Genomic DNA, 21367 nt, shown 5'->3' on the forward strand with positions numbered 1-21367 from the left:
TTCCGGTTTTCCGGCAATTGTGCTAGGGAGCGGGAAATCCCGCGCCTTCCCGTATGGGCGACGACAGAGCTCCGATGACCGTGTCCGTTTCCGCACCTGCCGCTCCGGCGGCTGAAACCGTTTTGCGGCGCCCGTCGCTGGCCGGGCGCACCCGCGCGGGCCTCGCCGAGGCCCTGGCCGTGATCGGCGTTCCCGAGAAGGAACGGCGCATGCGCGTCGGCCAGCTCTGGAACTGGATCTACCATTACGGCGTGCGCGAATTCGACGCGATGACGACGATCGGCAAGGGGCTGCGTGGCCAACTCGCCGCGCATTTCTCGCTCGACCTGCCGGAGGTGACGGCAGAGCAGGTCTCGACCGACGGCACGCGCAAATGGCTGATGCGCATGCCCTCGACCGGGCCGCATGACCGCGGCGCCGAGATCGAATGCGTCTACATCCCCGAGGTTGACCGCGGCACGCTCTGCGTTTCCAGCCAGGTCGGCTGCACGCTGACCTGCACCTTCTGCCACACCGGCACGCAGCGTCTCGTCCGCAACCTCAAGGCCGAGGAGATCGTGGCGCAGCTGATGGTGGCGCGCGAGCGTCTCGGCGATTTCCCCAACCGCAAGCCGCCGGAAGGCGCCTTCGTGCCGAACGATGGCGGGCGCCTGGTCACGAACATCGTCTTCATGGGCATGGGCGAGCCTCTCTATAATTTCGACGGCGTGCGCGATGCGATCGCCATCATGTCCGACGACCAGGGGCTCTCGATCGGGCGCCGGCGCATCACCGTCTCGACCTCGGGCGTGGTGCCGCAGATCGGCCCGCTCGGCGGCGAGATGGGCACGATGCTGGCGATCTCGCTGCATGCGGTGCGCGACGAGCTGCGCAACGAGCTGGTGCCGCTCAACAAGAAGTACCCGATCAAGGATCTGCTTGAGGCCTGCCGGAACTATCCGGGTCTCTCCAACGCGAAGCGGATCACCTTCGAATACGTCATGCTCAAGGGCGTGAACGATTCCGACGCCGAGGCGCGCGAGCTGGTCCGGCTGCTCAAGGGCATTCCGGCCAAGATCAACCTGATCCCGTTCAATCCCTGGCCCGGCACGAAATACGAGTGCTCGGATTGGGACCGGATCGAGCGCTTCTCCGATATCGTGTTCCGCGCCGGCTATGCCTCACCGGTGCGCACCCCGCGCGGGCGCGACATCCTTGCCGCCTGCGGTCAGCTAAAGAGCGAGACGGAGAAGCTCTCCGCCCGCGCCCGGCTGATGCTGGATCAGGATCAGGCGGAAGCCGTGCCGGCCGTCGCGGCGGAGTGAGCCGCTTGCTGCGCTGGATTCTGCTGATGCCCTTCGCCTGTCTCGTCGCGATGGGTGCGGGCCTGTTCTTCCTGGCGATGGCGAGCGTCGCCTCGCCGGCCGTGGCTCTGCTGATCGGCGGCGGCATCGAGCGGCTATTGGACATCCTGTTCGGCTTGGCCGAGAGCGGCATCGATCCGGCGCCGGCCGCGCAGGCGGCCTTCGGGCTGATCGGACGGCTGGGGCTTGCGATCATCGTCGCGCCCGTCGTGCTGGTCGCGATCGGCTCGGAGCTGTTCCGTTTGCGCAGCGGGCTGCTCCAGGCCGGCTTCACCGGGCTGCTCGCGGCGTTGCTGCCGCTCGCCATGCTCAGGCTGTCGCGCACGCCGAGCCCGGCCGAACTCCAGATCATCTCCGGGCTCTTCCTGGTCGGCGCGGCGACGGGCTTCGTCTACTGGCTGATCGCAGGGCGCGGAGCCGGTGGCGAGCGCACGGCGCAGCCCTGAGGTCCAAAGGGCATCGCCCGAAGCTCGCGCGTCATTCTCGGGCGAAGCGAAGCGCAGACCCGAGAATCTCTCTCCGGACAAGGCTCATCAAAGCGCCTCTTTCGGCATGAGATGCTCGGGTCAGGTCCGAGCATGACGGCGTGTCAGGACGCTCAATCGCCGATCGCGACGCCTTCGCGCCTTCCGTCGGCGCCGCCGAGGAAGCCCTCGGGCGTCTTGACGATGGCCTGGGTGCCCGAGGTCATCTCCAGCAAGCGGACCTCGTGGCCTTTCGCTTCGAGCACGGCCTTCCAGGCTTCTGCCTCGGTGCCCTTCTCCAGCTCGGTCGGGCCGTTGCGGCTGCCGAAGTTGCCGAAATCGACGGCTTGCTGCGGGTCCATCTTCCAGTCGAGCAGTGCAACGAGGGTCTTGGCGACATAGCCGATGATCTGGCTGCCGCCGGGCGAGCCGACCACGGCATAGAGCCGCCCGAAGGCATCGAAGACGAGCGTCGGCGCCATCGACGAGCGCGGCCGCTTGCCGGGCTCGACGCGGTTGGCGACGGGCTTGCCGTCTTCTTCCGGGGCGAAGTTGAAGTCTGTCAGCTCGTTGTTGAGCAGGAAGCCGCCCTTGGTCATCAGACGCGAGCCGAAGCCGTCCTCGATCGTGGTGGTCATCGCGACGGCGTTGCCGTCGGCGTCCACCACCGAGATATGGCTCGTGCCATTCTCGATGCCGTCTGAAGGGGCGAGAAGCTGCGCGCGCCTATGGGGTGGGTCGCCGGCCTTGGCGCGGCCCATGGAGCGCTCAGGCCCGATCAGGCCGGCGCGTGACCGGATATAGTCGCGGTCTATCAGGCCGCGCACGGGGACGCTGATGAAGGCGGGATCGGCGAGATAGAGCGCGCGGTCTGCGAAGGCGAGGCGGCCGGCCTCGCTGAACCAGTGCGCGGCTTCGGCGCCAGGGCCGAGCCGGCGCAGGTCCTGAGTCTCCAGCATCCCGAGCATCTGCTGGATGGCGACGGCGCCCGAACTCGGCGGGCCCATGCCGCAGAGCCGCCAGATGCGGTAGACGCCGCAGACCGGCTCGCGTTCCTCGACCTTGTAGCCGGCGAGGTCGGCCAGCGTCATGTCGCCGGGATTGCTTGGGTGCCCGGTGACGGTCGCGACGATGTCTTCGGCGACGGCTCCTTCGTAGAAGGCTTTCGCGCCACTGGCCGCGATCGCGTGCAGCGTCGCCGCGAAGGCGGGGTTCTTCAGGATCGTGCCGACGGCTTTCGGCTTGCCGTCCGGCTCGTAGAAATAGGCAGCGGCGATCGGGTTCTTCGGCAGGTCTCGTTCACCGGCGAGCAGCCCGTTGAGACGCGGCGAAATGGCGAAGCCCTCCTCAGCCAGCTTCAGCGCGGGCGCGACGACATCGGGCCAGGGCAATCTACCCCAGCGGCGATGCGCTTCTTCCAGCAGCTTCAGCGTGCCGGGAACGCCGACCGAGCGGCCCCCCACCACTGCCTCCCGGAACGGCATCGGCTTGCCGTCCTTCATGAAGCGCTCCGGCGTCGCCGCGGCGGGCGCCGTCTCGCGTCCGTCCAACGTCGTGACCTTGCGGGCGGCCTCGTCCCAATGGACGAAGAAGGCGCCGCCGCCGATGCCGGAGCTCTGCGGCTCGACCAGATTGAGCACGAGCTGGATCGCGATGGCGGCGTCGGTCGCGCTGCCGCCGGCGCGCAGGATATCGCGGCCGGCCGTGGCGGCGAGCGGGTTGGCGGCTGCCGCCATGAAGCGCTGGGCCGTGCCGAGCGTCTTGGTGGCGCGCCCGGTCGCGGCTTCCGGGGCCGGTGCGAACGTCTGGGCGGTTGCGATCTGGGCGGTCAGCACGGCCACTGTCAGCGGCAGAAGGGCGGGCAGGCGCATGGCTCATCTCCGAGTACGGCGGCAGGATAGGCCATTCGCCGCGGCCTGACAGCTTGGACCTGCGGGCCACGGCAGGTAGAGTTCCGAATCGAGACCGTTCTGACGCTGCCAAAAGGGGTTTTCGGCATGTCGTTTTCCGCCCATTTTCGCCGTCCTTTTGCCTGGCTCGCGCTGGGGCTGGTGGGCCTTGCGCTCGCCGGCTGCGGCTACAACAACGTGCCGACGCTGGAGGAGAGGGCGAAAGCGGCCTGGTCGGAGGTGCAGAATCAGTATCAGCGCCGCGCCGACCTGATCCCGAACCTCGTCGAGACCGTGAAGGGCTATGCGGCGCAGGAGCGTGAGGTTCTGACCGCCGTCGTCGAGGCCCGCGCCAAGGCGACGCAGGTCAAGGTCGATGCCTCGACCATCAACGACCCCGCGAAGTTCAAGGAATTCCAGGACGCGCAGAACCAGCTCACCGGCGCGCTGGGGCGGCTGCTCGTCACCGTCGAGCGCTATCCCGAGCTGAAGTCGAACCAGAACTTCCTCGCCCTGCAGTCCCAGCTCGAAGGCACCGAGAACCGGGTCGCGGTGGCGCGGCGCGACTACATCCAGGCGGTCCAGGCCTTCAACACCGAGATCCGCACTTTTCCCGGCGTGATCTGGGCCAAGCTGTTCTGGGGCGCCAAGCCGATGGAGACCTTCACGGCCACGTCCGGCGCCGAGCGGCCGCCCGCGGTGAAGTTCTGAGGTTAGCGGCAGAGGCCTGTGACATCGCTTCGCACGTCATGCCCGGGCGCGACCCGGGCATCTCCTGCCGGAGATTCTCGGGTCTGCGCTGCGCTTCGCCCGAGAATGACGGCGTTGCGTGGGGTCATAGCCCTGTTCCTGATCTTGTGCAGCGGCATCGCGTACGCTGCGGAGCCGACCTATCCCGCGCTGACGGGGCGCGTCGTCGACGGCGCGAACCTGCTCGCTCCCGCTGTCCGGCAGCGGATCGAGGACAAGCTCAAGGCGCATGAGGACAAGACTTCGGATCAGGTCGTGGTCGCGACCGTGCCGTCGCTGCAGGATGTGACGATCGAGGATTTCGCCAACGGCCTGTTCCGCCGCTGGCAGCTCGGCCAGAAGGCGAAGAACAACGGCGCGCTGCTGATCGTCGCGCCGAAGGAGCGCAAGGTCCGCATCGAGGTCGGCTACGGCCTTGAAGGCGCGCTCACCGACGCGCTTTCCAAGGTCATCATCACCACCGCCATCGCGCCGAAATTCAAGACCGGCGATTTCGCTGGTGGCATCGAGGCGGGCGTCGATGCCATCCTGACCATCCTTGCCGGGGATGCCGAGGAATGGCAGCGCCGCGCGGAGGTGCGCTCCGACGAGAGCACGCTGGGCGAGGATATCGCCGTCATCATCGCGATGATCTTCATCTTCCTGTTCATCGTCGCCTTCCTGCGCGGCTTGAGCCAGCAGGGCGGTGCGCGCCGGCACCGGCTGCGCAACGGGCAGTGGGTGACGCTGCCGCAGAGCACGAGCTGGGGCACGGGTTCCGGCTCGGGCTGGAGCGGCGGCGGGGGTGGCTGGAGTTCCGGTGGCGGTGGATTCTCGGGCGGTGGCGGCTCCTCCGGCGGCGGCGGAGCTTCGGGAGACTGGTGATGGACGATGCGGACAGGGATGCCATCGCGGAGGCCGTGCGCCGCGCCGAATTGCAGACGGCCGGCGAGATCGTCGTCGTGATCGACCGGGCGGCGTCGAGCTATCGCAACGTGCCGGTGATGATGGCGCTGACGCTGGCCTTGTTCGTGCCGTGGCCGCTGCTCTCGATGACGGTGATGAGCGCCCAGCGCATCTTCATGGTCCAGCTCTTTTGTGCGGCGGTGCTGCTCGGCGCCCTGCTCTGGTACGGGCGTGGCGGCCGCTTCGTTCCCGGCTTCGTCAAGCGGCGGCGGGCGCATGAGGCGGCGCTGCGGGAGTTCACGGCGCGCGGCCTGACTCGGACCAAGGGGCGCACCGGCGTGCTGCTCTACATCGCCTTGCAGGAGCGCTATGCCGAGGTGCTGGCGGATAGTGGAATCGACGGCCTGGTCGCTGCGGATACCTGGCGCGGCATCATCGAGCCGCTGCTGGCCGCGGCGCGCGAGGACAGGCTGGCCGAGGGGCTGATCAAGGCGGTCGACGGGGTCGGCGCGGTGCTGGCGCAGCATGTTCCGCCGCTGCCGGGCGATGTCGACGAGCTGTCGAACAAGGTCATCCTGCTCTGAAGGACAGCCGGATCGGGAGGCTTGGGCGCAAGCGTCAGCGCGAGGCCAGACCCTGGGCGGCGCCGAGAATGGCGCCCGGCATCATGCCGTATTTGCCGGGCCGTTCGGCCTGGATGATGACGACGTAGCCATCGGCCTCCGGTGCCTGCAACGCCGTCAGCTGCGCGGTGATGGTCGCTTCCTGGCCGTTCCAGTCGCCGACGCGCACCATGCCGCGCACGACATTCGCGTAGGCCAGGGTCTTGCCCTGGTTCTCGCCGCGCGTGACCGGAACCGTCGCCTGGCGCGTCGTCGGAATGATCCAGACGCCGGCCTTTTCCTCGCTCGTGCTCCCGGTGGGCGCGATCCTGATCTGAAGGCTGCCGTTCTCTTCCTTCAGGGCCAGTTTCGCGGCGAAGCCGGTCACGGCCAGCTGGTTCACCACCTTCTCGATTTCCGCCCTCTCGGAGCCGATCGCGTGAGCGGCGCCGTTGATGACGACCTGGGGCGTATAGACCTGTCCGTCGCCACGCGCCTTGGCGTAGAACTTCTGGCGTTTCGCGAAGGAATCCTTGCCGAGCGTATCCTTCCAGCCGAGATAGTCCCAATAGGTGACGGGCAAGGTCAGAGCGATCAGCTCGGGGTCCTTCGCCAGCTCGACCACCAGCGCATCCGCAGGCGGGCAGGATGAGCAACCCTGGCTGGTGAACAGCTCGATCACGGCCTTGGGCGATTTCGTAGCCGTCTGCGCCTGGGCAATCGTCATGCCGAGGACGAGAAACGCGATAGTCGCAGCGGATTGGCTGATGACGGAGAACATGAACTCGACTTTGAGGGCGATTTATTTTCCGGAGGTTACCAAAGCCAGCAATTGGTCGCAGAGGGAAATCACGTTGCCTTGAAAACGGGCATGGTCGCGCGGGCGTGATCGAAACCGACTAGGGCAGCGGCAGAAATCATATTGGGTCGCCAGCGGCGATGCATCCAGAGCCACTGCTCCGGGTGTTCGCGTACCCAGCCCTCCACGACCGCCGTCATCATCGCCATGGCACCCTGAACGTCGATCTCGCCGGCGGCATCGCGGGGCAGGTCGAGCGGTGGCGTCAGCTCGATGCGGAAGCGCTGGTTCGGCAGCCTGATGACGCGCACGCCATGGACCGGGCAATCGAAGCGGCGGGCGAACTTGCCCATGATCGGATTGGTCAGCGCGGGGCGGCCCATGAAAGGTACCACAACGCCGCGCGTGAAGTGCTGGTCGATGAGCATGCCGAGATGGCCGCCTTTTTCCAGCACGCCCTGCATGGCGAAGGCGGCGCCTTGCTTGGCCGCGGCGAGGCCGCCCATGGCGCCGGAGCGGATTTCGTGGACGATCGCGGCAATCGCAGGATCGTTGGGGGCACGGAAGACGGCCGTCGTCTCCAGATCATAGGTCGCCGCGCAGATCGCCGGCAGTTCCCAATTCGCGAGATGCGCCGAGAAGATCAGGCCGGGCCTGTCGTCTTCCTTGAGCGTGATGAAGTGCTCGATACCCTCGACCTCGACGCGGGAGGGCCTGTCGGGGTTGTCATGGTCGTAATCGAACAGCGTCTTGAGATGCGCGTATTCGGCGGCCGTGCGGCCGAGATTCTCCCAGGCGCCGCGCGCGATTCGCTTCACCTCCGCCTCGTCCTTCTCGGGGAAGGCTGCACGGATATTGGCGAGCGCGACGCCGTTAACCGGGATCAGCGGGCTCACCGTGCGCAGCAGCCAGCCGCCGACATCGCTGGAGCGTTCGGGGCCGAGCAGGCGCAGGAATGCGAACAGCGCGCGGATCACGCCGATCATCGCCGCCGCGCCGGCGCGCGCGGCGATTGCCTTCAATCGTTTCAAGGTCGGTCCAGCTCCAGAGCAGGTCCGCGTTTCTGCGCAACGCACACCTGCTGTGTCCCTTCGTTTGGTCGCATTTTCTTCACGCGAACCGGGATCGACTTCGCTTGAAAATGCTCTAGCTCGCCCGTCCGAGAGCTAGACCGGGCTTGAGAGGGGCGATCTGGGGCAGGAAAGCGCTGCCGTCAAGTCTTTGGCTGGGCGGAGGCGTCGTTCAGAAGGCGATGACGACCTTGCCGAAGACCTTGCGGCCCTCGATCCGGGCGAGGCCCTTCTCGAATTCGGCGAGCGGGAAGACCGAGTCGATCACCGGCTTCATGCCGCCGGCCATCTTCGCCAGTGACTGGGCGATATTCTCGATGCGGCAGCCGAAGGAACCGGTGATGCGGTATTGCTGCTGGAAGAGCTGCATCAGGTTGATCGTCGCCGAGGGGCCGGAGGTGGCGCCGCAGGTGACGAGCCGGCCGCCGCGCTTCAGGCAGAGCAGGGAGCCGTTCCAGGTATCGGCGCCGACATGCTCGAACACGACATCGACGCCCTTGCGGCCGGTGAGCTTGCGGACGACGCCCTCGAAGCGGTCCTCGCGATAGTTGATGACGTGGTCGGCGCCGAGCGCCTTGGCCTTGGCGCCTTTCTCATCGTCTCCGACGGTGGTGTAGACCGTGCAGCCGATCGCCTTCGCCATCAGGATCGCGGCCGTGCCGATGCCGGAGCCGCCGGCATGGACGAGCACTGATTCGCCGGGCTCCAGCCTCGCATTGTCGAACAGCATGTGCTGGACCGTGCCGAAGCCGATCGGCGCGCAGGCGGCGTCCTCGAAGGAGACGCCCTTCGGCGCCTTGATGGTGAGGCGCGCCGGGCGGTTCAGCAATTCGCGGGCGAAACCGTCGATATGGAAGCCCATGATGCCGGCGACGTTCTCGCAGAGATTGTCGCGGCCCTCGCGGCAGGCCTTACACTGGCCGCAGGTGTCGGCGCCATAGGCGGTGACGACGTCGCCGGGCGCGAAGCCGGTCACGCCCTCGCCGACGCAGACGATCTCGCCGGCTGCCTCGACGCCAGCGGCCTGTGGCATCTTGCGCTTGGCGAAGGCCATGCCGCGAAAGCCCCAGAGATCGAGATAGTTCAAGCCCACCGCCTTGATGCGGATCTGCACCTCGCCGGCTGCGGGTGGCGGCGGCGGCTCGATCTCCTCGAGGCGGAGATCGCGGTCACCATGAAGCTGGAGGGAGCGCATCGGGCAATCGGTCTTTCAGAGCTTGTCCGGCCACTGCCGGGAGGTATGGAGAACCGCGAGGATTTCGATGGCGTCCTGATGGACACGGTACGGCAAGATGTACGAAGTTCCGCCGACGACGAGTTCGCGGGTTCCGTCAATCCGTCCTGGCCGCCCGCTGGCGGGGTAACGCAGAAGTTGCTTCGGCGCGATACGAATCGTGCGGATCACGGACAACGCTGCGAATGGGTTGAACTGCGTCAGATAGCGTGCCGTATCGCGCAGGTTACGCTGCGCTCTCGGCGTCCAGACAATATTCATTGCTGGTCGATCTTGGCCTGAATCTCGGCTTCGATCGCATCAAGATCGGCCTCGCTGACGAACTCACCGCGATCGGCTTCCGCAAGGCCGGCCTTGATCTGCTCGATCTGCCAGGCATTCAGCTCGACATAGCTCTCGATCGCCTTCGCCGCGATCCAGCTGCGCGAGCGATCCGTATCGGCGGCAAGCGAATCGAGCTTGGCCAGCATTTCGTCGTCGAGGCGGATAGTGAAAGCGGCCGTCATGGATGGTTCTCTCCGGTTCATCATGAACCTAGCAGAACTGCCCGTGCAAGTCGAACTTAGCGGTGCACGCCGAGATGCGCCGTCACGCCGCCGTCGATCGGCAGCACGGTGCCGGTGATATAGGCGGCGGGCTCGCTCATCAGGAAGGCGGCGAGGCCCGCGACCTCCTCCGGCTTGGCGAAGCGGCCGGCCGGGATTTGCGCCTGCATCTTGTCGCGATACGCGGCATAGGGCGCCATCATGTCGGTGTCGACGAAGCCCGGCGCGATGACGTTGACGGTGACGCCGCGCTTGCCGGTCTCGACGGCAAGAGTCTTCGCATAGGAGATCAGCGCGCCCTTGGAGGCGGCATAGGCCGCGTTGCCGGGGTTGCCGCGCAGCGCCGCGACCGAGCCTATGGCGACGATGCGCCCGGCCCTGGCGCGGATCATGTTGCGCATCAGGCTCTTGGCGAGGCGGGTGAAGGCCCAGAAATTGACCTGCATCGCGGCCTCGGCCTTGTCCTGCGCCATCATCGCCGCCAGCGAATCATAGGGCTGGCCGGCATTGTGAATCAGGCCGAAATAGCTCTCGCCTTCGCGCTCCTCGCAGAAGGTGTCGAGCGCTGCCTTGTCGGAGAGATCGAGCGGCAGCGCGGTCACCGTGCGGCCGGGATGGGCCGTCGCGATCTCCTTCGCCAGCGTCTTCGCCTGGTCGGCGGAAGAGCGGAAGGTGAAATCGACATCGTGGCCGGCCGCCGCCAGCGCGCGCACGATCGCGGCGCCGACACCCTTGGCGCCGCCCGTCACGAGGATCTTGGTCATGCCGCCTCCGGGGGCGCCGTCAGCACGAGGCAGGTGTTCTGGCCGCCGAAGCCGAAGGAGTTGGAGATGATGGTGCGCACCTTGGCGTCGCGGGCCGTGTTCGGCACGACGTCGAGCGTGATCGCCGGGTCGGGATTGGCATAGTTGATCGTCGGCGGAATCTTGCCGTTGGCGATGGTCAGGAAGGAGATCACCGCCTCGACCGCGCCCGCCGCCGTCAGCGTGTGTCCGATCATCGACTTGTTGGAGGAGATCGGCAGCTTCGCCATGCGCTCGCCGAAGACGGCGGCGCAGCTCATCGCCTCCATCTTGTCGTTCTCCGGCGTCGATGTGCCGTGGGCGTTGATGTAGTCGACATCGTCGGGCGTCAGTCCCGCATCCGCCAACGCGTCCTGCATGGCGAGGATGGCGGGCTTGCCGTCCGGGCTCGAACGCGTGCGGTGGAAGCCGTCGCCACGCTCGCCGCAGCCGGCGACGATGCCGAGGATGGTGGCGCCGCGCGCCAGCGCGTGGTCGTAATCCTCCAGCACCAGCGCGCCGGCTCCTTCGCCCATGACGAAGCCGTCGCGGTTCTTCGAGAAGGGCTTGGCCGCGCCTTCGGCGGGGTCGTTCTGGGTCGAGAGCGCCGAGAGCAGCGAGAAGCGGATCAGCGCCTCGGCGTGGATCGAGCCGTCGGTTCCGATGCAGAGAGCGGCTTCAGTTTCGCCGCGGCGGATCGCCTCGACGCCCATTTGGATCGCTGTCGCGCCGGAGGAGCAGGCGGTCGAGAGCGAGATCGGCGAGCCCCTGGTGCCGAAACGGTCGGCGATGTGGTCGGCGACGCCGCCGAACACGAAGAGTTCGTGCATCGCGGCGTATTTGCCGGTGGCGGCGGTGCGCAGCAGGCCGTCATAGTCGACCTCGCCGTCAATGGCCTGGGCGAGCTCCTGCTTCTGCGGCCATTCCATCTCGACGGGCGGGACTGCCATGAAGAGCTCGCCCGGGAAATCGCCGGCCTTGGCGATGCCGCTCTGGCCGACCGCCTCCTCGGCCGCCAAGGTGGCGAGCTTCTCGGAGAGCTGGGGGGCAGTAAAGGAGCCATCGAACAGGAAATCGACGGTGCCGCCGATCGTGGTGCGCAGGCCCTCGGTCGGGAAGCGTTCGATGCGGTGGATGCCGGACTTGCCGGCCGTCAGCGCCTGCCAGTTGGCGTCCTTGCCCTGGCCGAGCGAGGTGACGATGCCCAGGCCGGTGACGGCGACGAGCGGGCGACCCTTGGCGTCACGATGCGTGCTCATGGCTTCGACCTCTACGCTTGAACCAGGCGCGCGGCGCCTTCGCCGCGCCAGTGACCGGCCCCGGTCACGACGGCTTCCTTCGCCTGTCCGGCTGACAGGGCGATTGCCGCCAGCGCGATCGAGACGGGGAAGGCCGCCTCGATGCCATGGCCGACGAGGTCGCCGGCGGCGATGCGCCTGGCGGAGGGAGCCGCCTTGGCGAGCGCCGCCGCCTCTTCGCCCGTGATGCCCGCGCAGCCGGTGGCGGCGGAGATGGCAAGGCTGTCGGGGCCAACGGCGCCGAACCCGCCGACGAGCTTCGTCAAAGCGGATTCGACCGTGCCCGGTGTGCGACGGCTGCGGGCGGCGCCGGCGTGACTCAGCCTGGCATAGGCCTTGGCGCCGCGCGCCGCGGCCCGCTCGGCTGCTTCAAGCACGAGGAAGGCGCCGGCACTGCCGGTGATGAGGCCGGGAGCGTCCTCGCGTTCAAAGACGGGGGCAAAGCTGTCATGGCGCAGATAGCCGCCTAGCTCTAAGAGCAGCAGCATGTCGCGGCGCTCGGCGTTGTAGGCGCCGCCAACGAGCATCAGGTCCGACTGGCCCGACGCGATGCGGGCATGGGCGGTGCGGATCGCGTCGACGCCGGCCTGTTCCTCGCCCATGAAGGTGCGTGAGGCGCCGGTGACGCCATGGACGATGGCGATGTTGCCGGCCAGCAGGTTCGAGAGTTGGGCCAGGAAGAGCGTGGGCCTGAGATCGCCCATCAGCCGCTCGTTGAGAAAGGCGCCCGGCTCGTTGGCACCGCGCAGGCCGCTCAGGATGGCGGAATCGACGGCATGGTCGCGTTCGCCGCCACCGGCGGCAACGATGACCTGCAGCTCGCTCTTGGCCGCGGGATCGTCCTTTAGCCCGGCGGAATCGAGCGCGAGCCCGGCGGTATAGACACCGAGGCGCTGCCAGGGCTCCATCTGGCGCTGGTCGGATTTCTTCGGGATCTGCTTGTCCAGCTCCAGCGCCTTCAGCGAATGGACCGGATAGGGCTTGAACGCCTCAGTCTCGACGATCGGCGGGCCGCCGGCAGCGAGCGCGGCGGCATGGGCCTCGACGCCTTCGCCGAGGCTGGAGGCGATGCCGATGCCGGTGATGACCACATCGCGGCGGGGTAGGGCGCTGGTCATCGCGCAGGCTCCGGCGTCAGGCCGATGGCGTCGATGCGGCTTTGCATGAGCGCGCGCATATCGGCGGGGAAGGGCATCAGGCGGAAGCGCAATTCGGCATCGCAGATCGGCTTGCCGCCGCTCGTCAGCTTCGCCTTGGTCGCCGCATAGCCCGAACCCTCGATGACGAGTTCGGCGCTGGCTTCCAGCTCGGTCTCCGGTTCGACGAACGTCCGGAAGCGGGCCTTGTCGACGGTCATGAGGAACGGCATCTGCGTGAGGCCGTTGAGGCCGAGCAGGAGATAGCCCGAGGCCTGCGCCATGGTTTCGGTCAGCAGCACCCCCGGCACCAGCGGGTGGCCCGGGAAGTGTCCTTCGAAGACCGGGCTTTGCGTGGGCACGGTGGAGCGCGTGACGATGCGCTTCTGCGACGGATCGAAGGTCACGACCCTGTCGATCATGTCGAAATATTCGAGGCGCATGCGATCCTTGACCAGCTGGGCGCGCCAGAACGGCACGCGGCCGCGGCACGGATCGGAACGATCCGCACAGCGGCCCTATGCTCTATCGGGAGCGGGGCGCCGGCTCAAGTCCGGCAGCCTCGACCTCGGCCTTACGCCTTCTTGGCGGCGACCAGATCGTCGATGCGCTTGCAGAGGTTCTCGAGCACGAAATACTGCTCGGCCGGCGCCTTGCCCTCGTTGACCTCCTGCGTCCACTGCTCGAGCGGAAGCTTGATGCCGAAAGCCTTGTCGATCGCGAAGGCGATGTCGAGGAAGGCGAGGGAATCGATGCCGAGATCGTCGATCGCGTGGCTCTGCGGCGTGATCTTCTCGCGCGGAATATCGCAGGTTTCGGAAATGATGCCGGCGACCGTCTCGAACGTGGCGGACATGCTGCGGGTGCTCCCGTCTCTTGTCGATGATGGCGGACGACATCCGAGCGCGGCTATATCGCCAGCGCCTGCCCCAAGCCTCCGCCGTGGATGACTGGACCGCCCCCTTACACTGCAGCGGGCGCGAGGACAACCGGGGCCAAGGCCCCATGCGTCATGGCCGGCTTGCGCCGGCCATGATCCGTTTCAGTGCCGTGTGATCGTGCTCAGGCGGCGAGGCCGCGCAGCACGTAATGCAGGATGCCGGCATTCTTGTAGTAATCGATCTCGTCCAGCGTATCGATGCGGCAGAGGATCGGGACCTTCTTCACCGTGCCGTCGGCATAGGTGATCTCGGCTTCCATCATCTGGCGCGGCTTGACGTTCGCCAAACCGTGGATGGTGACGAACTCGTCGCCCTTGAGATCGAGCGAGGCCCAGCTCGTGCCTTCGACCAGCGTGAAGGGGACCACGCCCATGCCGACCAGGTTCGAGCGGTGGATGCGCTCGAAGCTCTGGGCGATCACCGCCTTGACGCCGAGCAGATTGGTGCCCTTGGCCGCCCAGTCGCGCGAGGAGCCGTTGCCGTATTCGACGCCGGCGAAGATCACCAACGGGACCTTCTCCTCCTGATAGCGCATCGAGGCGTCGTAGATCGGCAGCTCTTCCTTCGACGGGTAGTGGATGGTGTAGCCGCCCTCGCGGCCGTTCGGGCCAAGCATGTGGTTGCGGATGCGGATATTGGCGAAGGTGCCCCGCATCATAACCTCATGGTTGCCGCGGCGCGTGCCGTACTGGTTGAAGTCGGCAACCGCGACGCCATGCTCGGTGAGATAGGCGCCGGCCGGAGAGGCCGCCTTGATCGAACCGGCCGGAGAGATGTGGTCGGTGGTGATCTTGTCGCCGAACAGCCCGAGGATGCGGGCGCCCTTGATGTCCGTGATCGGCGCCGGCTGCTTGCCCATGCCGCGGAAATAGGGCGGGTTCTGCACATAGGTCGAGTCGTCGTCCCAGACATAGGTCTCGGAGGTCGGCGCGTTCACGGCCTGCCAATGCTCGTCGCCCTTGAAGACGTCGGCATATTTGGCCTCGAAGATCGCGCGGGTGACGTTCTGCTGGATGAAGTCCTGGATCTCCTTGTTGGAGGGCCAGATATCCTTGAGGAACACGTCCTTGCCGTCTGAGCCGCGGCCGATGGCTTGAGTCGTCAGGTCCATCTGGACGGAGCCGGCGAGCGCATAGGCGACGACCAGCGGCGGCGACGCCAGGTAGTTCGCCTGCACGTCCGGCGAGACACGGCCTTCGAAGTTGCGGTTGCCGGAGATGACGGCGCCCGCGATCAGGCCCTTCTCGTTGATCGTCTTCGAGATCGGCGCCGGCAGCGGGCCGGAATTGCCGATGCAGGTGGTGCAGCCGAAGCCGACCAGGTTGAAGCCGAGCTTGTCGAGGTCCTCCTGGAGGCCGGCCTTGGCCAGATACTCCGCGACGACCTGCGAGCCGGGGGCCAGCGAGGTCTTGACCCAGGGCTTCACCGTCAGGCCCTTGGCGACTGCCTTGCGGGCGAGCAGCCCCGCCGCCATCAGCACCGAGGGATTCGAGGTGTTGGTGCAGGAGGTGATCGCGGCGATGACGACGTCGCCATGGCCTAGGTCGAAGTCCTCGCCCTCGACCGGCACGCGGCGCGAAAGCTCGGCGCCCTTCTTGTAGTCGGTCTCCATCGCGGCGGCGAAGCCCTTGGCGACGGCGCCGAGATCGACGCGGCCTTCCGGACGCTTCGGGCCGGCCATCGAGGGCTGCACTGTCGAGAGATCGAGCTCGAGCGTGTCGGTGAACACCGGGTCGGGCGTCTCGGGCGTGGCGAACAGCCCTTGCGCCTTGCTGTAGGCCTCGACCAGCGCGATGCGGTCGGACTTGCGGCCGGTCGTCGTCAGGTAGTCCAGCGTCTCGGTGTCGACCGGGAAAAAGCCGCAGGTCGCGCCGTATTCCGGGCCCATGTTGGCGATGGTGGCGCGGTCGGCCAGCGTCAGGTTGTAGAGGCCGGGGCCGAAGAACTCGACGAACTTGCCGACGACGCCCTTCTTGCGCAGCATCTGGGTGACGGTCAGCACGAGGTCGGTGGCGGTGATGCCTTCCCTGAGCGAGCCGGTCAGCTTGAAGCCGATCACCTCGGGCAGCAGCATCGACTGCGGCTGGCCGAGCATCGCGGCCTCGGCCTCGATGCCGCCGACGCCCCAGCCGAGAACGGCGAGGCCGTTGACCATGGTGGTGTGCGAATCGGTACCGACGAGGGTGTCGGGATAGGCGACCTCGACCTCCTGACCGTCGATCGTCTCGCTACGGGTCCAGACCGTCTGCGAGAGATATTCGAGATTGACCTGGTGGCAGATGCCGGTGCCGGGCGGCACGACGCGGAAATTGTCGAAGGCGCCCTGGCCCCATTTGAGGAACTTGTAGCGCTCCTCGTTGCGCTCGTATTCGAGCTCGACGTTCCGGGCGAAGGCCTTGGGCGAGCCGAACTCGTCGACGATGACCGAGTGGTCGATCACGAGGTCGACCGGGACGAGCGGGTTGATCTTCTGCGGGTCGCCGCCGAGCGCTTTGACGCCGTCGCGCATCGCGGCGAGGTCGACCACCGCCGGCACGCCGGTGAAGTCCTGCATCAGCACGCGGGCGGGGCGGAAGCCGATCTCCTTGCCGGCCTTGCCCTTGTCGTCGAGCCAGCCGACGAAGTTCTCGATGTCGGACTTCGTGACCGAGCGGCCGTCCTCGAAGCGCAGCAGGTTCTCGAGCAGCACCTTCATCGAGAAGGGCAGCTTCGAGATGCCCGGCAGGCCGTTCTTCTCGGCATCGGGGAGGGAATAATAGGTGTAGGTCTTGCCGCCGGCGGTGAGCGTCTTGCGGGCTTTGAATGAGTCGAGCGAGGCCATTCGGGCTTGATCCTGATCAAGGGGTTGCGGTCGCGACCGGCATGCCCTTGCGGACAGCGCCGTTCGAAGGCCTAATGCGCATGACGCGCGCGCCGCCTCGGGAGTGCCCGAGCCCCGCGCCGGATCGGCGTGCGGCGTAGCCGCGGGTTCTATAGAGCAATTCCAAGAAGCGCGCTAGATGAACGAAATGTGGTCGCATGCATGGGCGGCAGAGCTGCCTTGACGCAAGATTCGTTCCCTCCGACACGCCTTCGCGCCGAGAATCTCGTTTGCCGCCGTGGCGGCCGGCTGATCTTCGAGAGCTTGAGCTTCGATCTCGGTCCCGGAGAGGCGATCGCGCTGACCGGCCGCAACGGCGCCGGCAAATCCAGCCTTATCGCGATGTTGTGCGGCCGGCTGCGGCCCGATGGCGGGAGCATCCGGCTCGAGGGTGGCGATGAGGAGGCCGATCTGGCCGAGATATCGCATCTCGTCGGCCATCGCGACGGACTCAAGACTGCGCTGACGGCGCAGGAGAACCTCGTATTCGCCCAGGCGGTGCTCGGCGACGATGCCCTGACGCCCAGGGAGGCGCTGGCGACGGTCGGCCTCGCTCACGCGGCCGAGTTGCCCGTCGGTTACCTGTCGGCGGGGCAAAGGCGGCGCGTGGCGCTGGCGCGGCTTCTAATCTCGCGCCGGCCCTACTGGCTGCTCGACGAGCCGATGTCGGCGCTCGATGCGGCCTCCCAGACCATGCTTGCCCGGTTGATGCGCGATCATCTGCTCGCGGGCGGCGCTATCCTCGCGGCGACGCACGGTCCGCTCGGCCTCGACGGCGCGCGCGAACTCAGGATCGGCGCATGAACCGCGCCTTCCTTGCCATCCTCAGGCGCGATCTTGCGCTGGCGTCGCGGGCCGGCGGCGGGGGCGAGCTGGCGCTCGTCTTCTTCCTGACTCTGGTGGTGCTCGTCCCCTTCGCGCTCGGGCCCGATCTCAATCTGCTGTCACGGATCGGGCCGGCGATTCTCTGGCTAGGCGCGCTGCTCTCGGTGCTGATCGGGCTCGACCGGCTGTTTCAGAGCGACGAGGAAGACGGCTCGCTCGACCTGATCCGTGCCTCGGCGCTGCCGCTCGAACTGGCGGTGCTGGCCAAGGGGCTGGCGCACTGGCTGACGACAGGGCTGCCACTGGCGCTGGTCTCGCCGCTGCTTGGCCTGCTCGTGGCGTTACCGGGCGAGGGCGTGCTGCCGTTGATCGCGACCTTGCTGGTCGGCACGCCGGCGCTCAGCTTCATCGGCGCTGCCGGTGCCGCGCTCGCCGCAAGCCTCAGGCGCGGGGGGCTGATCGTGCCGGTGCTGGTGGCACCGCTGACCGTGCCGGTGCTGATCTTCGGGGTTTCGGCGGCAAACGCGGCGCAGGGCGGCACGGTGCCATTCCTGACGCCCTTCCTTATCCTGTGCGCGATTTCGCTCGCGGCTGTCGTGATTGGCACAGTCGCCGCGGCTGCGGCGCTGAGATCGAGCGAGTAGGCTCAGTCGCGGGGCGGCGCCAGCGCCACGAACGCGATCGGGAAGCCGCATTGCGTTGCGAACTGAGCGACGGAGGCCGCTATGTCCTCACGCGCCACGTTGCGCTCTGCGAAAATCATGCGGATTTCCTCGGCGGTGGCGTTCACGTCGAGCACGGGTGTCTCGTCGATACGGCTACGCACCTTCAGCTCCACGGCGCGCTGCATATCATCCGACAATTTGATCAACATCATCGCTCTCCTAACGAGCGAGGTTTAGCCCAGACAGGTCCGCCAAGCAAGCCAATAACTGACAAAAATCATTATATTCAATAACTTAGCAAAATTAGAAGCTGGCCGAATCGGCGCCGACTGAGGCGGGGGCACCGCAAGCGTCAGCGCTTGCATCCACGCCGTTTGCGTTGTTAACATCACTTACTCATTCGACGTGGTCGCAGTAAGATGATGGAAGACGAACGCGCCGAGCGCCTGCAAGTGATGCTGAGCCAGGAAGAGCTGCGAGCGCTGGAAAACTGGCGCTTCGAAAAGCGCATGCCGAGCAGAGCCGCGGCGGTGCGTGAGTTGTTGCGACGCGGCCTCGCGGCCGAGGGCTTCGACCTCGCGGGCGAAGGTGTCCGTTCTCAGGAATTCGGCATTGTCGACCGCCGGGGAGCTGAAGCTTCGTCCGACGAAGAGGCTTGATTCAGCCCGATTGTCGCAGCGCCGATGCGGCCGATTGCGCGGGACCGAGGCGATTGCTAGATCAGGGCCGCGTCCGCTCGACGCGGTTTCCTGCGATAACGACGCTCCGCGACGCCATGCAACGCCTTATCGATCTGGCCAATCCGACGCGCTTCATGCGCTTTTCCGCAACGATCCTGCCTTGGGTGGCAGGGGCGTCGCTGCTGCTTATCGCCGTCGGTCTCTATCTCGCCTGGTTCGTGGCGCCGGCCGATTACCAGCAGGGCGAGACGATCCGGATCATGTTCATCCATGTGCCCGCCGCCTGGCTGGCGATGATGTTCTATTCGCTGATGGCGCTCTCGGCGCTCGGCACACTGGTCTGGCGCCACCCCCTGGCGGATGTCGCGCAGAAGGCGGCGGCGCCGATCGGTGCGTGCTTCGCGCTGGTCTGCCTGATCACTGGCGCGCTCTGGGGCAAGCCGATGTGGGGCACATACTGGGTATGGGACGCGCGGCTGACCTCCGTCCTCGTGCTGCTGCTGGTCTATCTCGGCATTATCGCGCTCTGGCGCGTACTGGACGAGCCGTCGCGCGCGGCGCGCGCCGTCGCCATCCTGACGCTGGTCGGCTTCGTCAATGTGCCGATCATCAAGTTCTCGGTCGACTGGTGGAACACGCTGCACCAGCCGGCCTCGGTACTGCGCCTGGGCGGGCCGACGATCCATCCCTCCATGCTGTGGCCGCTGCTGATCCTCGCCATCGGCTTCACGCTGTTCGCGCTGGCGCTGCATATGGTCGCGATGCGCGCCGAGATCATGCGCCGGCGCGTGCGGACGCTGACGATCCTCGAAGCGGAGCGGCTCGACCGGCTCGCGTCGCAGGGCGTGCCGGCATGACCGCACTCACGGACAGCCTCGGGCCGCATGCCGGCTTCATCCTCGCATCCTATGGCGCGGCCGTGATCATCCTCGCCGGGCTGGCGCTGGCGATCCTGCGCGATCACCGCGCCCAGAAGCGCGCGCTCGACGCGCTGGAGCAGCGCGGAGCTGGCCGCCGCCGTTCGGGCCGGGAGGCATCATGAGCCAGATCGAGGCCCTGCCTCCGCGCCGTTCGCCGCTCGTCTTCCTCGTGCCGCTGATCATCTTCGGCGCGCTGGCGATCGTCTTCGGCATCGGCCTGTTCTCGGGCGATGCCAGCAAGGTTCCGTCCGCGCTGGTCGGGCGCGTCGCCCCCGCGATCACGCTCACGCCATTGGAAGGCCTGCAGCGCGACGGGCAGCCGGTGCCGGCCTTCGGCAATGCCGACTTGGCCAAGGGGCGGGCGACGTTGGTCAACGTCTTTGCGAGCTGGTGCGCGCCCTGCCGGGTCGAGCATCCCGTGCTCGTTGGCCTCGCCGAAACGGACGCCGTGAAGCAGGGCAAGGTCGCGCTGGTCGGGATGAACTACAAGGACGAGGCGGAGAATGCCCGCCGCTTCCTCGGCGCGCTCGGCAACCCGTTCTCGGCCGTCGGCGTCGATCGCAGCGGGCGCTCGGCGATCGAATGGGGCGTCTACGGCGTGCCCGAAACCTTCGTCATCGGGCCGGACGGGCGCATTCTCGACAAGCATGTGGGCCCGCTCGACCAGGCGTCTGCGGCGAAGCTGCTCGCGCGGGCGCTGAAGGCGCGCTGATCACGCTGCCTTGCGGCTGGAGACAAGGCTCTCGAACAGGCCGCGCCCATCGGTGCCGCCGACCAGCGAATCGATCAGATTCTCCGGATGCGGCATCAGGCCGAGCACGTTGAAGCTGGGCGAATAGATGCCGGCGATGTTGTTCAGCGAGCCGTTCGGGTTCGCTTCGGCCGTGACCTTGCCGTCGGCATCGGCGTAGCGGAAGGCGACGAGGCCCTCGCCCTCAAGGCGTGCCAGCGTCTGCGCATCGGCGATGTAGTTACCCTCGCCATGTGCGATGCAGACATCGATCGCCTGCCCCTTGGCATAGGCGCGGGTATAGGGCGTGTCGTTGCGCTCGACCGTGAGGTGCTGGCGCTTGCAGACGAATTTCAGATGCGCGTTGCGCACGAGGATGCCGGGCAGAAGGCCCGCCTCGCAGGCAATCTGGAAGCCGTTGCAGATGCCGAGCACATAGCCGCCGCGGGCGGCGTGGGCGCGGGTTGCGTCCATGATGTGGGCGCGGCCGGCGATGGCGCCGGTGCGCAGATAGTCGCCATAGGAGAAGCCTCCCGGCAGCACGACCAGATCGGTCCCGGCCGGCAGCTCGGTATCGCCGTGCCAGACATGGGCGACTTCGGCGCCGGCCTGCTTCAGCGCCTTGGCGACGTCGCCGTCACGGTTGGAGCCGGGAAAGGTGATGACGGCGGCCTTCATCGCTCAGGCTCCGATCTCGACGCGATAGTTCTCGATCACGGTGTTGGCGAGGAGCTTGTCGCAGGCTGCCTTGAGCGCGGCCTCGGCGGCGGCCTTGTCCGAGCCCGAGAGCTCGATGTCGAAGACCTTGCCCTGGCGAACCGAATCGACGCCGTCGATGCCGAGCGACTTCAGCGCACCTTCGATCGCCTTGCCCTGCGGATCGAGCACGCCGTTCTTCAGGGTGACGGTGACGCGGGCTTTCATGGGGATCTCCGGACGAGCGCTGTTG

The 21367-nt window shown here is 67.0% G+C and carries 26 protein-coding genes; 11 read left to right on the top strand and 15 right to left on the bottom strand.

The genetic code is table 11. The annotated features are described in order from the left end of the window. Positions 1 to 74: 74 nt before the first annotated feature. Both rlmN and AC2FAN_RS24690 read left to right on the top strand, forming a co-directional pair. Positions 75 to 1304 carry a dual-specificity RNA methyltransferase RlmN gene (rlmN, locus tag AC2FAN_RS24685; RefSeq protein WP_485176728.1) on the top strand — a complete coding sequence of 410 codons (1230 nt, stop codon included), beginning with the start codon at positions 75 to 77 and terminating at the stop codon, positions 1302 to 1304. A 5-nt stretch (positions 1305 to 1309) separates the two neighbouring features. After that, positions 1310 to 1789: a hypothetical protein gene (locus AC2FAN_RS24690; RefSeq protein WP_485176729.1), complete on the top strand. Its 480-nt coding sequence runs from the start codon at positions 1310 to 1312 to the stop codon at positions 1787 to 1789. Between the two features lie 152 nt (positions 1790 to 1941). On the opposite strand, the gene ggt is transcribed toward AC2FAN_RS24690, so the two are convergent. Next, entirely contained in the window at positions 1942 to 3678 is a 1737-nt protein-coding gene (gene ggt, locus AC2FAN_RS24695; protein ID WP_485176730.1) for a gamma-glutamyltransferase, read from the bottom strand. 126 nt (positions 3679 to 3804) lie between these two features. Between ggt and AC2FAN_RS24700 the strand changes: the two genes are divergently transcribed. From AC2FAN_RS24700 to AC2FAN_RS24710, 3 genes are all read left to right on the top strand, one after another. After that, entirely contained in the window at positions 3805 to 4407 is a 603-nt protein-coding gene (locus AC2FAN_RS24700) for a LemA family protein (RefSeq protein ID WP_485176731.1), read from the top strand. Between the two features lie 105 nt (positions 4408 to 4512). Further along, positions 4513 to 5310 carry a TPM domain-containing protein gene (locus AC2FAN_RS24705; protein ID WP_485176732.1) on the top strand — a complete coding sequence of 266 codons (798 nt, stop codon included), beginning with the start codon at positions 4513 to 4515 and terminating at the stop codon, positions 5308 to 5310. After that, complete coding sequence (locus AC2FAN_RS24710) at positions 5310 to 5915, top strand: TPM domain-containing protein (protein ID WP_265050881.1); 606 nt, start codon at positions 5310 to 5312, stop codon at positions 5913 to 5915. The genes AC2FAN_RS24705 and AC2FAN_RS24710 overlap by 1 nt, the downstream gene beginning before the upstream one ends. 34 nt (positions 5916 to 5949) lie before the next feature. Here AC2FAN_RS24710 and AC2FAN_RS24715 read toward each other — a convergent pair whose 3' ends face one another. From AC2FAN_RS24715 to acnA, 11 genes are all read right to left on the bottom strand, one after another. After that, positions 5950 to 6714, bottom strand: a complete 765-nt coding sequence (locus tag AC2FAN_RS24715; RefSeq protein ID WP_485176733.1) for a DUF1223 domain-containing protein — start codon at positions 6712 to 6714, stop codon at positions 5950 to 5952. Positions 6715 to 6782: 68 nt separating this feature from the next. Next, positions 6783 to 7763 carry a lipid A biosynthesis lauroyl acyltransferase gene (locus tag AC2FAN_RS24720; RefSeq protein WP_485176734.1) on the bottom strand — a complete coding sequence of 327 codons (981 nt, stop codon included), beginning with the start codon at positions 7761 to 7763 and terminating at the stop codon, positions 6783 to 6785. 211 nt (positions 7764 to 7974) lie between these two features. Then, entirely contained in the window at positions 7975 to 8997 is a 1023-nt protein-coding gene (locus tag AC2FAN_RS24725) for a zinc-binding dehydrogenase (protein ID WP_485176735.1), read from the bottom strand. Positions 8998 to 9012: 15 nt separating this feature from the next. Then, complete coding sequence (locus tag AC2FAN_RS24730) at positions 9013 to 9297, bottom strand: type II toxin-antitoxin system RelE/ParE family toxin (RefSeq protein WP_265050877.1); 285 nt, start codon at positions 9295 to 9297, stop codon at positions 9013 to 9015. Continuing rightward, on the bottom strand, positions 9294 to 9542 hold the full coding sequence (locus AC2FAN_RS24735) for a CopG family ribbon-helix-helix protein (protein WP_265050876.1): 249 nt from the start codon (positions 9540 to 9542) through the stop codon (positions 9294 to 9296). Before AC2FAN_RS24735 ends, AC2FAN_RS24730 begins: the two co-directional genes overlap by 4 nt. 56 nt (positions 9543 to 9598) lie before the next feature. Continuing rightward, positions 9599 to 10345, bottom strand: a complete 747-nt coding sequence (locus AC2FAN_RS24740; RefSeq protein ID WP_265050875.1) for an SDR family oxidoreductase — start codon at positions 10343 to 10345, stop codon at positions 9599 to 9601. Further along, entirely contained in the window at positions 10342 to 11622 is a 1281-nt protein-coding gene (locus AC2FAN_RS24745) for a beta-ketoacyl-ACP synthase (RefSeq protein ID WP_485176736.1), read from the bottom strand. The genes AC2FAN_RS24740 and AC2FAN_RS24745 overlap by 4 nt, the downstream gene beginning before the upstream one ends. 11 nt (positions 11623 to 11633) lie before the next feature. Further along, complete coding sequence (locus AC2FAN_RS24750; RefSeq protein ID WP_485176737.1) at positions 11634 to 12779, bottom strand: beta-ketoacyl-ACP synthase; 1146 nt, start codon at positions 12777 to 12779, stop codon at positions 11634 to 11636. After that, entirely contained in the window at positions 12776 to 13240 is a 465-nt protein-coding gene (locus AC2FAN_RS24755) for a 3-hydroxyacyl-ACP dehydratase FabZ family protein (RefSeq protein WP_265050872.1), read from the bottom strand. The genes AC2FAN_RS24750 and AC2FAN_RS24755 overlap by 4 nt, the downstream gene beginning before the upstream one ends. A gap of 131 nt (positions 13241 to 13371) precedes the next feature. Continuing rightward, the gene (locus AC2FAN_RS24760; protein ID WP_038358122.1) at positions 13372 to 13653 is read right to left on the bottom strand and encodes an acyl carrier protein; all 282 of its coding nucleotides are present in this window, start codon (positions 13651 to 13653) and stop codon (positions 13372 to 13374) included. A 206-nt stretch (positions 13654 to 13859) separates the two neighbouring features. Beyond that, the gene (gene acnA / locus AC2FAN_RS24765) at positions 13860 to 16559 is read right to left on the bottom strand and encodes an aconitate hydratase AcnA (protein WP_485176738.1); all 2700 of its coding nucleotides are present in this window, start codon (positions 16557 to 16559) and stop codon (positions 13860 to 13862) included. Between the two features lie 219 nt (positions 16560 to 16778). Here acnA and ccmA point away from each other — a divergent pair, with 219 nt between their 5' ends. Beyond that, positions 16779 to 17402, top strand: coding sequence for a heme ABC exporter ATP-binding protein CcmA (gene ccmA, locus AC2FAN_RS24770; protein ID WP_485176740.1), 624 nt, complete (start codon positions 16779 to 16781; stop codon positions 17400 to 17402). Beyond that, on the top strand, positions 17399 to 18067 hold the full coding sequence (gene ccmB, locus AC2FAN_RS24775; RefSeq protein WP_485176741.1) for a heme exporter protein CcmB: 669 nt from the start codon (positions 17399 to 17401) through the stop codon (positions 18065 to 18067). The genes ccmA and ccmB overlap by 4 nt, the downstream gene beginning before the upstream one ends. A gap of 2 nt (positions 18068 to 18069) precedes the next feature. Here ccmB and AC2FAN_RS24780 read toward each other — a convergent pair whose 3' ends face one another. Continuing rightward, positions 18070 to 18297, bottom strand: coding sequence for a hypothetical protein (locus AC2FAN_RS24780; RefSeq protein WP_476806893.1), 228 nt, complete (start codon positions 18295 to 18297; stop codon positions 18070 to 18072). Positions 18298 to 18507: 210 nt separating this feature from the next. On the opposite strand from AC2FAN_RS24780, the gene AC2FAN_RS24785 reads away from it, so the two are divergent. From AC2FAN_RS24785 to AC2FAN_RS24800, 4 genes are all read left to right on the top strand, one after another. After that, a complete protein-coding gene (locus tag AC2FAN_RS24785; protein WP_265050867.1) occupies positions 18508 to 18747 on the top strand; it encodes a hypothetical protein in 240 nt (79 codons plus the stop codon). A gap of 116 nt (positions 18748 to 18863) precedes the next feature. Next, on the top strand, positions 18864 to 19625 hold the full coding sequence (locus AC2FAN_RS24790; protein WP_485176743.1) for a heme ABC transporter permease: 762 nt from the start codon (positions 18864 to 18866) through the stop codon (positions 19623 to 19625). Continuing rightward, entirely contained in the window at positions 19622 to 19810 is a 189-nt protein-coding gene (gene ccmD, locus AC2FAN_RS24795) for a heme exporter protein CcmD (RefSeq protein ID WP_485176744.1), read from the top strand. The genes AC2FAN_RS24790 and ccmD overlap by 4 nt, the downstream gene beginning before the upstream one ends. Continuing rightward, the gene (locus AC2FAN_RS24800) at positions 19807 to 20400 is read left to right on the top strand and encodes a DsbE family thiol:disulfide interchange protein (RefSeq protein ID WP_485176745.1); all 594 of its coding nucleotides are present in this window, start codon (positions 19807 to 19809) and stop codon (positions 20398 to 20400) included. Before ccmD ends, AC2FAN_RS24800 begins: the two co-directional genes overlap by 4 nt. On the opposite strand, the gene purQ is transcribed toward AC2FAN_RS24800, so the two are convergent. Both purQ and purS read right to left on the bottom strand, forming a co-directional pair. Continuing rightward, entirely contained in the window at positions 20401 to 21096 is a 696-nt protein-coding gene (purQ, locus tag AC2FAN_RS24805; RefSeq protein ID WP_485176746.1) for a phosphoribosylformylglycinamidine synthase subunit PurQ, read from the bottom strand. A gap of 3 nt (positions 21097 to 21099) precedes the next feature. Next, positions 21100 to 21342, bottom strand: coding sequence for a phosphoribosylformylglycinamidine synthase subunit PurS (gene purS / locus AC2FAN_RS24810; RefSeq protein ID WP_257735086.1), 243 nt, complete (start codon positions 21340 to 21342; stop codon positions 21100 to 21102). Between the last annotated feature and the right edge of the window lie 25 nt (positions 21343 to 21367).

Source organism: Allobosea sp. RIT-PG3_2 (genome assembly GCF_057321085.1).